Raw genomic sequence first — 14,788 nt, 5'->3', positions numbered from 1 at the left:
TTATATGACATATAGAGATATGCCTACTCCGCAGGGGCTTTATCATCCGGATTTCGAACATGACGCTTGTGGTATTGGCTTATATGCACATATTAAAGGAAAACAAACGCATGATATCGTAAAAAAAGGTTTACAAATGCTGTGTAAATTAGAACACCGAGGTGGGCAGGGCAGTGATCCACTTACTGGTGATGGATCCGGATTAATGGTACAGATCCCTGATAAATATTTTAGAAGAGAATGTCAAGACTTTCAACTACCAGCTGTTGGTTCGTATGGCGTTGGTATGTTATTTTTGTCTCAAAATATGGCAGAACAACAATTAGCGAAAGAAAAAATGAATGAACTGATTGCATCCGAAGGACAAAAATTGATCGGTTGGAGAAGGGTGCCTACAGATTCTTCTAAAATCGGAAAAAGTGCGATAGAAACGGTGCCAGAGGTTCTGCAAGTATTTATTGAGTGTGGAAGGTCTATTCAACATGAATTAGACTTTGAAAGAAAGCTATATGTTATTCGAAAACAGGCAGAAAATTGGGCAAATGAACAAGGAATCCGGTTTTATTTTCCAAGTTTATCCAGTAGAACAATTGTTTACAAAGGGTTATTAACTCCTGATCAAGTGGATCAATTTTACGTGGAATTACAGGATGAAGATTTCGTTTCCGCTTTTTCTCTAGTCCATTCCCGATTTAGTACAAACACCTTTCCGTCTTGGGAGAGAGCACACCCTAATCGGTATTTAATTCATAATGGAGAAATTAATACAATGCGCGGAAACATCAATTGGATGAGGGCAAGGGAAAAACAATTTATATCAGATGCATTTGGGAAAGATATGGAGAAAGTATTACCAATTGTCCATTCAGATGGTAGTGATTCTGCCACACTGGATAATGCCTTAGAATTTTTTACATTAGCAGGCAGAAGCCCTGCACATGCTGCAATGATGTTGATCCCAGAACCGTGGGAAAAGAATTCGAATATTGATCCCAAAAAACGCGCTTTTTATCAATATCACAGTATGATGATGGAACCGTGGGATGGTCCTACCTCCATCACTTTTACAAATGGAAAGCAAATTGGAGCCATACTAGATCGGAATGGATTACGTCCTGCTCGTTACTATGTAACGAAAGATGATTATATTATTTATTCTTCTGAAGTTGGAGTAATTGATTATCAGGAAGAAAATATATTACTCAAAGAACGACTCCGCCCAGGAAAAATGTTGCTAGTAGATCTAGAGCAAGGTCGTATTATATCTGACAAAGAGATTAAAGAGGAGATGGCAACTGCCTATCCTTATGAAGAATGGTTAGAAGATCAAGTCAGCGAGCTTCCTGCTGAGGCGATAGAGGAAGAAGATGTTGAACCACAATTATTACAATTGCAAAAAGCCTTTGGCTATACGACGGAAGATATTGAGAAATATATCCTTCCACTTGTGATAGATGGAAAAGATCCGATCGGGGCTATGGGGAATGATACTCCGCTAGCTGTTTTGTCAGAACGACCGCAGTCTTTGTTCCATTATTTTAAACAATTGTTTGCTCAGGTAACCAATCCGCCAATAGATGCCTATAGGGAGCAACTCGTAACTTCTACCCTTACTTGGCTAGGGGCAGAAGGAGATATCTTACATCCGAGCAAAAAGAAAGCAATTCGAATTCGTTTAGAATCTCCGATATTATCGAGTGATCAATTAGAAAAACTGGAAGGTCAATCTATCAAGGGCCTCCATACAAAAGTGATCGATTCGGTTTACCAACATAATATGGAAGATAGATTACAAGAAATATTTCATGAGGCGAAAAACGCTATTCAAAGTGGAATAAATCTCATTGTTTTATCAGATAAAGCAACAGATGCAAACCATATAGCAATACCAACATTACTTGTGGTAAGTGGATTACACCAATATCTAATTCGAGAGGGTTTAAGAACGAAGGCAAGTATTATCGCGCAAACAGGAGAAGCAAGAGAGGTTCATCATTTTGCGGCAATGTTAGGTTATGGAGTTGATGCCATTCATCCATATCTAGTCTATCAAACGTTGAATGTAGCGGTTCAAAATCAGGATCTACCTATGACTTTTGCTGAAGCACAGCAAAAATTTATCGATGTTGTGACAGAAGGAATCGTTAAAGTTATGTCAAAAATAGGGATATCTACAGTGCAAAGCTACCGTGGCGCGCAAACCTTTGAAGCAGTCGGGATTAGTAAGAAGGTTATTGCAGAGTACTTTACTGGGACGGCCTCACAAATTGATGGAATTGATCTATCTATCATTCAATTAGAAACAGAAAAGCGACATAAAGAAGGGTACAAGAAGGTGATAGAGGCATCATTGGACTCAGGAAGTGAATATAGATGGCGAAAAGCTGGGGAGCACCACGCTTTTAATCCTCATACTATCTATACCTTACAGTGGGCGTGTCGCAGAGGTGATTATTCATTATTTAAGAAATTCACTAAAGCAGCGAATGAAGAAAGAATTGGTTTTCTACGTAATTTATTTAGCTTCAAAAAAAGACAATCTATATCGATTGAGGAAGTAGAGTCAGTGGAATCAATCGTGAAAAGATTTAAAACAGGTGCTATGTCCTATGGCTCTATAAGCCAAGAAGCGCACGAAGCACTAGCGATCGCAATGAACCGAATAGGTGGAAAAAGTAACAGTGGAGAAGGTGGCGAAGATGCTAGTCGTTTTGTTGTGGACAAAAACGGAGATTGGCGTTCCAGTGCGATTAAGCAAGTTGCTTCCGGTCGATTCGGGGTCAAAAGTCACTATCTTGTGAATGCGAAGGAATTACAAATAAAAATGGCACAAGGTGCGAAGCCTGGCGAAGGCGGACAATTACCTGCTACGAAAGTATATCCATGGGTGGCAGATGTACGTGGTTCTACACCAGGAGTTGACTTGATTTCGCCACCGCCACATCACGATATTTATTCTATTGAAGATTTAGCACAATTAATTCATGATTTGAAGAATGCCAATCGGGATGCACGAATTAGTGTAAAGCTTGTGGCCAAGTCAGGAGTTGGTACCATTGCAGCAGGTGTAGCGAAAGCCAATGCTGATGTTATTTCAGTAGTCGGCTATGATGGAGGGACAGGTGCTTCTCCAAAAACGAGTATTAAACATGCGGGATTACCATGGGAATTAGGGCTTGCTGAAGCACATCAAACCCTAATGCTCAATGGCTTACGAGATCGAGTAATTTTAGAAACAGATGGAAAATTATTAACAGGTAGAGATGTAGTGATGGCCGCATTACTTGGTGCGGAAGAATTTGGATTTGCGACCGCTCCACTAGTTGCGGTTGGCTGTGTCATGATGCGAGTCTGTCATTTAGATACGTGCCCAGTTGGAATTGCAACACAAAATCCAGAGCTTCGAAAGAAATTTACGGGTGATCCTCAGCATGTCGTTCATTTTATGACATTTATTGCACAAGAGGTTCGAGAATTGATGGCAGAACTAGGCTTTAGAACAATGGATGAAATGGTAGGTCGTACCGATATCTTAGAGGTATCTGATCGTGCGAACGAACATTGGAAAGCGAAATATTTGGATTTGACCACATTGCTTTACCAACCTGAAGGAAATGCTAGTTCTCGTAGAAAGCAAGATCATAAAATAGATCAATCCTTAGACATGACAGATATTTTACCTAGAGTGAGGCATGCAATCGAGTCTGGTAAAAAAATGGAAGCATTCTTTCCAATTAAAAATACCAATCGTGTAACAGGAACGATCGTAGGAAGTGAAATTTCGAAAAAATTCGGAGAAAAAGGTCTTCCTGAAGACAGCATTACTCTTAAATTTAAAGGTTCTGCCGGTCAAAGCTTTGGTGCGTTTATACCAAAAGGGATGACTATGGAAGTAACAGGAGATGCCAATGATTATGTTGGGAAAGGCTTATCAGGAGGGAAAATTATTGTCCGGGTACCTGAGGAATCTACGATTGACCCAGCTAATAACGTGATTGCCGGAAATGTTTCATTTTTTGGAGCGACCAGTGGGGAAGCTTTTATTAATGGATATGCTGGAGAACGTTTTGCAGTAAGGAATTCAGGTGCGGATATTGTAGTAGAAGGTGTCGGAGATCACGGCTGTGAATATATGACAGGTGGTCATGTCGTTATTCTAGGGAATGTAGGGAAAAACTTTGCAGCAGGTATGTCTGGCGGTATAGCCTATATTAAGCCAGATCATATCGAAGCTTTCAAAAAATTATGTAATGATGAGTTAATACAATTTGAAGGGCTTAAAGATCCGAAGGAAATAGAAAAACTAAAAACATTTATTACCAAACATTATATTTACACGAATAGTAGTAAAGCAGCAACTATTCTCCAAGATTGGGAAAATGAAAGGGAGAAATTTGTCAAGGTAATCCCTACAGATTATAAACAGATGCTAGAAAAAATTCAATGGTATGAGAGTCAAGGTTTCTCAACAGAGGCAGCTCGTTATCAGGCTTTCATGGCTAAAAAAGACAATAAAATGAATGATCACTCTGATGAAAAACAGGAAATAACGCAGTAGAAAGGAGACGTATTGATGGGAAAAGCAACAGGTTTTATCGAATTCGAGAGAGAAACAGCCGATGAAAGAGATCCGTTGGAACGGATTCAAGATTGGAAGGAGTATTCTACTCCTTTCTCTGATGAAGTTGCGAAAACACAAGGAGCTCGTTGTATGGACTGCGGAACTCCATTCTGTCATATTGGTATGGAAATTGAAGGGGCAACTTCAGGGTGTCCTGTCTACAATCTAATCCCGGAATGGAACGATTTAGTTTATCGAGGAAAATGGAAGCAAGCATTGGAGCGTCTAATGAAAACGAACAACTTCCCTGAATTCACGGGACGGGTTTGCCCAGCACCTTGCGAAGGCTCCTGTACAGTGGCGATTCACGATCCTGCAGTTTCCATTAAAAATATCGAACAAAAGATCATTGATAAAGGCTTTGAAAATGGTTGGATTACACCGCGAATACCAAAAAAAAGAACCGGTAAAAAAGTAGCGATCATCGGATCAGGTCCTACAGGGCTTGCCGCAGCTGACCAATTAAATCAAGCTGGACATTCCGTGACCGTTTTTGAGAGGGCGGATCGAGCTGGTGGACTATTATCATATGGTATCCCTAATATGAAATTAGACAAAAATGTTGTCAAACGTCGTATACGTCTACTAGAGGAAGAAGGAATCACATTTATTTTAAACACAGAGGTAGGAAAGGATCTATCTGCTGAAGAAATTAAAGCTAATTATGATTCGGTCATTCTATGTACAGGTGCTCAAAAGCATCGGGACTTACCTATTCAAGGAAGGAAGACGAAAGGTGTTCAGTTTGCTATGGACTACCTAACGGCTTCTACTAAATCGTTATTGGATTCAAACTTACAAATAGAAGAAAAATGGAATGCGAAAGGGAAAGATGTTATTGTAATTGGCGGAGGAGATACTGGTGCCGATTGTATTGCCACAGCACTCCGTCAAGGAGCAAAGAGCATTGTCCAGTTTGGAAAACATCCACAGTTACCTATTAAACGTGATAATAGTAATCTATGGCCAGCCTTTCCAAATGTTTATAGCTTGGAGTATGCCCATAAAGAAGCGAAAGAAAAATTTGGAGAAGATGTACGTCAATATTCGATTCAGACCAAACAATTTATCACAGATGAGAATGGAAAATTAGAAGCATTGTATACCGTAGAAATGAAGAAAACTCGTGATGAAAATGGTCGATTTGTTTTTGAAGAATTACCTGGTACCGAAAAGTATTGGCCTGCCCAGCTTGTACTAATTGCAATTGGATTCGAAGGGGTAGAGCAACCAGTACTAGATGCATTTAAAGTAGAGGTAAATCGACATCGGGTAGAGGCGAAATATGGAGATTTCAGAACAAATGTGGAGCATGTTTTTGCGGCAGGAGATGCACGTAGAGGACAAAGCTTAATTGTTTGGGCTATCAATGAAGGAAGAGAAGTAGCTTATCAAGTAGACCAATATTTAATGGGGGAGACAGAACTACCTACTGTCGTTAATGTGTAGCACTAACACATGTAACCTTAAAATTCCTCCTCTTTTTGTACTATATATTAAAAGAGGAGGAAATAAAAATGACTAGCTGAAGTCGCTATGTTCCATGGTGAAATCGTCAGCAATAGCTTATGTATGACGCAAAAGCGGAAATGATCCAACTCTTAATTGGACTAAATCCCAGGAAGAAATAATGCCTTTTGGTAGTTCTTGATTACTACCAGTTTCTGTTAGCACGATTGCTTCTAATTTTTGCTGCTTCTTTTCTACATATGATTGAAAAAGACTTTGTACATCAAATATCGTAGAAGAAGTAGAACAAAAAACAACATCTGATATTCTTTCTGTGTGAAAAATATCTTGAATAGAAATATCCTGTAATGTCTGTTTACTGCTTAATAAATGCCGAGCAATCCATTGTAAGATGGCACCTTCTGTTAACAATCCTAAACATTGCTTATCTTCATAAATGGGAAATTGAGAAAATTTCTTTTCTTCGATACAAGCGAGTACCTTGCTTAGTGGTGCATCTACATAAAAAAATTCAACAGGGTGTGAAGCAATACTGCTTGAAGTGGGAGGTGAGAGTAAAACATCAGCTAGTTTTTCGATTTCCCTAACAACCTCCTCATGTGGCTCTGCAATGTAGAAGGATTCCTTTATTTTTCGATGAACCATGGCATTACGCAACTTACTACATTGCTTTAGTAAATCATAATGAGTAGAAATCATTTTATGGTGTGATTTCGCCTTTGCCAATACTTCTGTAAAAGATATGTGATGATTTGGCTCATTTGCATATATACAAAGCTGGTCGTGTATTTGATTAAAGGCTACCTCGAACCTTTCTGATAAATTACGCTTCTCTCTAATTTCTTCCAAAAATACCACCACCTGAATTCAGCAATTAATTGTTTGAAAATTTTAATTATTTATAGTTGAGTTTTTGCTTGTTTTAGTAATAAAATATAGGTTAGAGATTATTTTCCTCTTTGATGAAATCTATTTATATGTATAAGGAGTCTTTTTTATGTCACAATATACCATTACAGTAATCAAAAACGAACAACCAAAGCCAAAACCTGCTTCAGACCAACTAATGTTCGGTAAATATTTTACGGATCATATGTTTATCCAGGATTATAGTGAAGAAAGAGGCTGGCATAACCCTCGAATCATTCCGTACGAACCGATCTCATTAGATCCAGCTGCTATGATTTTTCATTATGGACAAACCGTGTTTGAGGGACTAAAAGCTTATAAAACGAAAGATGGACAGATTCAACTATTTCGACCTGATAAGAACATGGAGCGTCTCAACCGATCGAATGATAGAATGTGTATTCCAGCAATTGATGAAGAATTTGCGATTGATGCGATCAAACACCTCGTTCATATTGACCATGAATGGGTTCCAGATACTCCCGGTACTTCATTGTATATTCGACCTTTTATTATTTCAACAGAGCCTTATTTGGGAGTATCTCCATCTAGTACTTACCAATTTATCGTTATTTTATCCCCAGTTGGTTCATATTATAAGGAAGGTATTAACCCTGTAAAGATTGCTGTGGAGAATGATTACGTTAGAGCAGTAAAAGGCGGTACAGGAGAAGCCAAAACGGCTGGAAATTATGCTTCTAGTTTAAAAGCCCAAGTGATCGGAGAACAAGAAGGATATGCCCAGGTTCTTTGGTTAGACGGTGTGGAGAAGAAATACATTGAAGAAGTAGGAAGCATGAATGTATTTTTCAAAATTAATGGAGAAGTGATTACACCAATGTTAAATGGCAGTATTTTAAATGGTGTAACGCGAAATTCTGTGATTGAATTGTTGAACTATTGGAACATTCCGGTTGTGGAGCGACGAATTACGATGCAGGAGCTCTTTGATAGTTATCAAAAAGGAGAATTAGAAGAAGCATTTGGGTCTGGTACAGCTGCCGTTATTTCTCCAATTGGTGAATTGAACTGGGATGATCAAAAAATGATCATCAATCAAGGGAAAACAGGTGAGATCTCGCGTAAACTTTACGATACATTAACAGGAATTCAGTATGGAACAGAAGAAGATCCATTTAATTGGATAATAAAAGTGAAATAAGACTTGAGATCGTTTGTTAAATTTTCTATAATAAAGAGAAGAATAGATAATGTGATGATTAGAACTAGTAGTTGGAAGATGGTAGTAGAGATTGGAGTTCCTAGGCTGAAAAACTCCATTACCCGCTCAACCAATGAACCTATTCTATGAACAGTTAAGTCTTACTTAATCGTAGCTCTGCGTTAAAGAGTCAAGTGGATAGTCTTTTGACTGTCAATAAAAGGTGGTACCGCGGAACAACTCTTTTCGTCCTTGTCATACAGGGGAGAAGAGTTTTTTTATTACAGAAAGATAAATACCCGATGGATTATAGTATAAGACACAAAGCCTTTCGCTAGTAGGAGATTGCGAGAAGCTGAGTTTTGCTCATATTATTAAATGTTGAATTGAGGCGTGAATGGGATGGCAAAGCAACGTATTGTAGTAAAAATTGGTAGTAGTTCTTTAACAAATAAAAATGGAGGCCTTAGCTTAAAGAAGATAGAGGAGCATACTGCTGCGATCGCAAAGCTAATTGAGCAGCACTATGAGGTTGTCCTTATCTCTTCCGGTGCCGTGTCAGCAGGATTTGGCGACCTAGGTTACCCGACAAGACCTGTTACCATTCAAGGTAAACAGGCTGCAGCTGCAGTTGGTCAAGGGCTTCTCGTTGAGGCATATACAGATGCTTTCAAAAAATATGGCATTGTAGCTGCTCAGCTTCTATTAACGAGAGACGTATTTAGTCATGAAGTTCAGTATAGCAATGTTTACTCCACATTGACTGAATTAATGAAGCGTAATGTTTTGCCAATTATTAATGAGAATGATACGGTTGCTATTGATGAACTAACCTTTGGAGATAACGACATGCTTTCTGCCCTTGTTAGCGGGTTAATTCATGCAGATTTTTTGATCATGTTAACAGATATAAATGGGTTGTATGATAAAAATCCTAAGCTTGATCCAACGGCTGTTCGCTATGATCGTTTAACAGGGATTACAGACCAAATATTACAGCAAACCAAGCATGAGTCTGGAACGAAATTTGGTACTGGTGGAATGAAATCCAAAATACTTGCAGCTAAGACGGCACTGTCTCTTGGCGTCCGGGTCTTTGTAGGTACAGGAACTGGGGAAAATAAGCTACTTGATATACTGGCTAATCGAGGAGACGGAACATATATCGGGGAGCATTTAACCAATAGTATCCGTAAGCAGAAGCAATGGATAGCCTTTCATTCACCAATATCCGGCAAAATTTATGTTGATCAAGGGGCAAGCGAGGCGATTGTACACAATGGCAAAAGCTTGCTGCCTGCTGGTATCAAATGGATTGATGGAGAGTTTGAAGCAGGCTCTGTCGTAGAGGTAATTTTTAATGAACGTGTGATTGCGAAAGGACAGGTTAATTATTCATCGAAAGCTATGATTTTAGCGAAGGGTGAATCTAGCCAGGTAGCGATGGAGATCACGATGGGAAACAAACCAGAAGTAATTCACCGGGACAAAATGGTATTATTAATGGAGGAGGCTTATCAAAATGAGTGATTTAATAAAAAAGGCAAGTCTAGCAAAAGCAACTACTACGAGCTTAGCAACAAGTACAACGAAAGAAAAAAATGAAGCGCTAGAACTATTATCAAAAGCTTTAAGAGACAAAAAAGAGTTTATTATTGCCGAAAATCAAAAAGATATTGAAAGAGGTCGTGCAAATGGTTTACATGAATCTCTCATCGACCGATTAGTGTTGAACGAAAAACGGATCAAGGATATGGCAGATGCATTACTTCAGCTTGTAGAGTTGGATGATCCAATTGGGAATGTCTTGGAATCATGGAAGAGACCAAACGATTTGGAAATCGAGAAAGTACGGGTTCCAATTGGAGTGGTCGGGATGATATATGAAGCAAGACCGAATGTTACGATTGATGCTGCTAGCCTTTGCTTAAAAACAGGTAATGCCGTTCTATTAAGAGGAAGCTCATCTGCTATCCATTCCAATACGGCACTCGTGAAAGTGATACATGATGCTCTAAGGCAATCCTCCCTACCAAGTGATGCCGTACAGCTCTTAGAGGACACAAGCCGTGAAACAGCCTCTAAGATGTTTAAGTTAAACGAATATTTAGATGTGCTCATCCCACGTGGTGGTAAAAAATTGATTGATACTGTCGTAGCTAATTCTTCCGTTCCAGTACTTGAAACTGGTGCGGGTAACTGTCATCTATTTATTGATGAAACAGCGAGTAAAAAAATGGCGATTGAAATTGCGATTAATGCGAAAACCCAACGTCCTAGTGTATGTAATGCAATCGAAACGATTCTAGTTCAAAAACAATGGGCGAGTCAATATCTGAAAGATTTACTGTTCGCCTTACAAGAAGCCGGAGTAGAGATCCATGGTGACGAAGTAATAGCTGAAAATAATGATACTGTTACTCTAGCAACAGAAGAAGACTATGAAACAGAATATTTAGATAAGATTGTAGCAATGAAAGTAGTGGATACCGTTGAGGATGCCATTGACCATATTAATCGATACGGTACCAACCATTCGGAAGCAATTATCTCAGAAAATAACGAAAATGTAGTAGCATTTATGAATGAGGTAGATGCAGCGGCAGTATACCATAATGCATCTACGAGATTTACAGATGGCTTTGAATTTGGTTTTGGAGCAGAAATCGGTATTAGTACACAAAAGCTTCATGCAAGAGGACCTATGGGCTTAGAAGCATTAACTTCCACTAAATATTTATTACATGGAAATGGGCAAATTAAGTAGAATTTAAAGAACTCATTTGATAACACTATTCAACTATCTTTTATTTTTATATAATAGGTTGGTAGATAAATCTTGGTAAAAAAAGGAGTAGTAACATGGCAAAAACATTGATCTTTGGTCATAAGAATCCAGATACAGATACCATTTGCTCTGCGATTGCTTATGCAGAATTAAAAAAAGCATTAGGGGAAGACGTTGAAGCAGTTAGACTAGGAGAAGTGAATAATGAAACGAGCTTCGCGTTAGATTATTTTAACCAAACTGCACCTAGACTTGTAAACACAGTCGCAAATGAAGTCGGTCAAGTTATACTTGTTGATCATAATGAGAGTCAACAGAGTGTGGACGATATTGATCAAGTCAAAGTAATGGAAGTCATTGATCATCATCGAATTGCTAATTTTGAAACGAAGGATCCTTTATACTATCGTGCGGAACCAGTTGGCTGTACAGCCACCATATTAAATAAATTATATAAAGAGAAGAATGTTGAAATTCAAAAGGAAATAGCAGGATTAATGCTCTCTGCTATCATCTCAGATTCTTTACTATTTAAATCACCAACCTGTATAGACGAAGATGTCCAAGCAGCCAAGGAATTGGCAGAGATTGCCGGAGTAGATGCTGAACGCTTTGGATTAGATATGTTAAAAGCAGGAGCGGATCTAAGTGACAAGTCGCCAGCCGAGCTTATTTCTTTAGATGCGAAAGAATTTGATATGAATGGGAATAAAGTTGAGATTGCTCAAGTAAATACTGTAGATGTTACCGACGTTATAGCCATTCGAAGTGAAATAGAACCAGTGATTGAACAGACCGTTGCAGATAAAGGATTAAAATTATTTGTATTTGTCATTACCGACATTTTGAACAATGACTCTGTTGTTCTTGCTGTAGGAGAAGAAGAGCAAAAAGTAGCAGAGGCATTCCAGGTTACATTAGAAAATAAAATCGCAAAATTACCTGGTGTCGTATCACGTAAAAAACAAATTGTGCCACCATTAAACCAAGCATTTTAGTTAAAAAAATAGGGAGAAAAACTCCCTATTTTTTTATGTTGGATGAAAGAGTCTTCTTATTTAAAACAGTCTTCGCTGGTCTAGAGTTTCTCCAAGCTTTCTGATATTGCTGTCATAATCGCGCCAATTGCTTGAATCCAATTTCCAATCGTATTCATCATAGTACTATTTGATCCGGCTTTTGAAGCTAGAGCCTGCATGCTATTCCCAATTGCTTGTAATAGGTTACCATAGGCGTTGTAAATCGTACTGATTTGGAATGAATCCTTTAAGCTATCTGAGAAGGAGATCCCGCTTCCTAATGCTTGAAGTAGATTTCCTTTTATGTTTAATCCTTGTTTTAATTGATTGGATACAGGAAATTTCAATGAGCCGATGACGGTTAGATTACCGATCGATTGGATAGCGTTTCCGACATCAGATAGATCCTTTTGAGATAATTTATCTACTGCTAGTGCATTACCGGTAGCTTGCATCGTATTGCCAACAACTTTTAAGTCTTGGGATATAGTTTGTGATAAACCAAAATGAGGGGTGTTGGCAATAGCAGAAAGGATGGTTCCAATTGCTTGAATCCAGCCTCCGAAAAGCTCTTTATCCTCTTTACTCATACTCTTTCCCCTTTTCTAATTGAATTTTTCCGATCTACCCCTTATCTTCTACTATGGTATGTAACCATGAAAAATTAGACTGTACATCTATAATAATCAGAGAAATTTATAAAAAGGGTTGAATATGATAACGCATTCAAATAAGATAGAATTACTACTAGTAAAAACACAAGTAAAATTTTACTTGTGTAGCTTAGGGGGATTAACATGGTCCAAAATATACAAGAAGTAATGCCACATATAGCGTTTGGTGGAGATTACAATCCTGAACAGTGGGACGAAAAAACATGGCTAGAAGATGCTCAATTGATGAAGGAGGCAGGTGTGAATCTTGTCTCTGTTGCGATCTTTAGTTGGTCCTTACTGGAACGAGAAGAAGGTCAATTTGATTTTAGCTGGTTAGACCGTGTTTTAGAAATTTTGCATGAACATGGGATTGGTGTTGCGCTTGCTACAGCTACTGCTTCCCCGCCGGCATGGCTGTCAAAAAAATATCCAGAAATTTTAGCCGTGCAAGAGAATGGTGTACCTTATCAAGTTGGGTCAAGACAGCAATATTCTCCGAATAGTAAGCGCTTTAAGCTAGCGATAAGACGATTAGTGGAGGAACTGGCAGAACGATATAAACACCATCCCGCTCTTAAAATGTGGCATATTAACAATGAATATGGGTGTCACCTTTCCGAATGCTATAGTGATGAAAGTCTAGATGCATTCCGTCAATGGCTTAAAAAGCGATATGTATCGATTGATCAATTGAACCAAAAGTGGGGAACTGCCTTCTGGAGTCAACGTTATAACCATTGGGATGAAATTCAATTTCCAGTGAATCTACCAACCTTTTATAATCCTAGTCAAAAGCTAGATTATAAAAGGTTTATGGATGACGCTATTTTTGATCTGTATTTACTAGAAAAAGAAATATTAAGAGAAAAAACTCCTGAAATGCCAGTTTTCACAAATTTTATGTATGAATTTAAACCATTAAATTATTTTAAATGGGCAAAAGAAACGGATTTAGTAACATGGGATTCTTATCCGGATCCTAGGGAGGGTAGACCATTTCGTCATGCCATGCACCATGATTTAATGCGTAGCTTAAAAGATGGTGCACCATTTTACTTAATGGAGCAGGTTACCTCTCACGTGAATTGGAGAGATATTAATTTGACCAAAAAACCAGGTGAAATGCGTCTATGGAGCTATTCTACTGTGGCACGTGGTGGAGATGGTATAATGTACTTCCAATGGCGTCAAGGTAGAGCAGGTGCGGAAAAGTTCCATGGTGCAATGGTACCTCATTCCAATAATCCTAAAAGCAGAACATATCAAGAAGTGAAGCAATTAGGTAATGAATTGAAAAAATTAGATGCCTTAGTCGGTGCAGAAGTAAAAGCTAGAGTCGCGATTATTTTCGATTGGGAAAATTGGTGGGCTGTGGAATTGGAAGGAAAGCCACATAATCAATTATCATATTTGAATCAGGTTTATGCCTATTACAAATTTTTCTACGATAATAATATTGCGGTAGATTTTGTAACACCAATGGCCAATCTAAAGAAATATTCGCTAGTCCTAGCGCCAATGCTTTATATGGTGAAGACTGGATATAGAGAGAATCTCGAGCGCTTTGTCGACGATGGCGGCACACTCCTTGTTACGTTTTTTAGTGGTATAGCGGATGCACAGGATCATATCCATTTAGGAGGATATCCTGCACCATTTCGAAAATTGCTCGGGTTGACAGTAGAAGAATTCGCACCAATGGCAATGGAAGAATCCAATAGTATTGTCGCCAATGGTCAACATGCAACAGTAACTACATGGGCAGATATTATTACATTGGAAGGGGCGAAATCTCTAGCTCACTTTAAGGAAAATTGGTATGCTGGAAAGCCAGCTATAACGACCAATAGGTTTGGTCAAGGCACAGCTATTTATATTGGGACCAGTCTTGAGGAGGATTATTTACATCATTTTCTTAAGGGTGTAACCCAACAATTAAAGATAGACGCACCGTTAGAAGCTCCGAAAGGTGTTGAAGTGGTCGAAAGAGTAAAAGGTAACAAGCAATTCCTCTTTTTATTAAACCATCTAGAGGAACCGGTTAATCTATTATTAGATACTGCAAAAACATATCAAAATGGGTTAACAAAGGAAAAAGTAAAGAACGAAATAACGATAAATAAGAAAGATGTGGTCATTTTAGTAACGGATTGAGAGCCTTCT

9 protein-coding genes and 1 other annotated feature are annotated in these 14,788 nt (G+C 38.5%); of the genes, 7 read left to right on the top strand and 2 right to left on the bottom strand.

Annotated features, from left to right (window positions below; all coding sequences use genetic code 11):
- Positions 1-4: 4 nt before the first annotated feature.
- Entirely contained in the window at positions 5-4,558 is a 4,554-nt protein-coding gene (gene gltB, locus ACZ5N5_RS16045) for a glutamate synthase large subunit (protein ID WP_464372763.1), read from the top strand.
- A gap of 15 nt (positions 4,559-4,573) precedes the next feature.
- Positions 4,574-6,070 (top strand): glutamate synthase subunit beta, encoded by a 1,497-nt coding sequence (locus tag ACZ5N5_RS16040; RefSeq protein ID WP_464372762.1) that lies wholly within the window; start codon positions 4,574-4,576, stop codon positions 6,068-6,070.
- A 117-nt stretch (positions 6,071-6,187) separates the two neighbouring features.
- Here ACZ5N5_RS16040 and ACZ5N5_RS16035 read toward each other — a convergent pair whose 3' ends face one another.
- Positions 6,188-6,949 (bottom strand): CBS domain-containing protein, encoded by a 762-nt coding sequence (locus ACZ5N5_RS16035; RefSeq protein WP_425454578.1) that lies wholly within the window; start codon positions 6,947-6,949, stop codon positions 6,188-6,190.
- A 139-nt stretch (positions 6,950-7,088) separates the two neighbouring features.
- Between ACZ5N5_RS16035 and ACZ5N5_RS16030 the strand changes: the two genes are divergently transcribed.
- The 4 genes from ACZ5N5_RS16030 to ACZ5N5_RS16015 all read left to right on the top strand — a co-directional run bounded on the left by ACZ5N5_RS16030 (position 7,089) and on the right by ACZ5N5_RS16015 (position 11,948).
- The gene (locus ACZ5N5_RS16030) at positions 7,089-8,162 is read left to right on the top strand and encodes a branched-chain amino acid aminotransferase (protein WP_054788444.1); all 1,074 of its coding nucleotides are present in this window, start codon (positions 7,089-7,091) and stop codon (positions 8,160-8,162) included.
- Positions 8,163-8,207: 45 nt separating this feature from the next.
- Positions 8,208-8,419: a binding site (T-box leader), on the top strand.
- A 145-nt stretch (positions 8,420-8,564) separates the two neighbouring features.
- Positions 8,565-9,692 (top strand): glutamate 5-kinase, encoded by a 1,128-nt coding sequence (gene proB, locus ACZ5N5_RS16025; RefSeq protein ID WP_277678218.1) that lies wholly within the window; start codon positions 8,565-8,567, stop codon positions 9,690-9,692.
- Positions 9,685-10,929: a glutamate-5-semialdehyde dehydrogenase gene (locus tag ACZ5N5_RS16020; protein ID WP_054859424.1), complete on the top strand. Its 1,245-nt coding sequence runs from the start codon at positions 9,685-9,687 to the stop codon at positions 10,927-10,929. Before proB ends, ACZ5N5_RS16020 begins: the two co-directional genes overlap by 8 nt.
- 95 nt (positions 10,930-11,024) lie before the next feature.
- The gene (locus ACZ5N5_RS16015) at positions 11,025-11,948 is read left to right on the top strand and encodes a manganese-dependent inorganic pyrophosphatase (protein ID WP_054859423.1); all 924 of its coding nucleotides are present in this window, start codon (positions 11,025-11,027) and stop codon (positions 11,946-11,948) included.
- 80 nt (positions 11,949-12,028) lie between these two features.
- Here the strand turns inward: ACZ5N5_RS16015 and ACZ5N5_RS16010 are convergent, their stop codons facing one another.
- Positions 12,029-12,559, bottom strand: coding sequence for a DUF6944 family repetitive protein (locus ACZ5N5_RS16010; protein WP_054788445.1), 531 nt, complete (start codon positions 12,557-12,559; stop codon positions 12,029-12,031).
- A 207-nt stretch (positions 12,560-12,766) separates the two neighbouring features.
- Here ACZ5N5_RS16010 and ACZ5N5_RS16005 point away from each other — a divergent pair, with 207 nt between their 5' ends.
- Positions 12,767-14,779, top strand: coding sequence for a beta-galactosidase (locus ACZ5N5_RS16005; protein WP_464372761.1), 2,013 nt, complete (start codon positions 12,767-12,769; stop codon positions 14,777-14,779).
- The last annotated feature ends 9 nt before the right edge of the window (positions 14,780-14,788 follow it).

The organism is Gracilibacillus sp. JCM 18966, from assembly GCF_055392695.1.
This window is presented reverse-complemented; position numbering and strand designations above follow the sequence as displayed.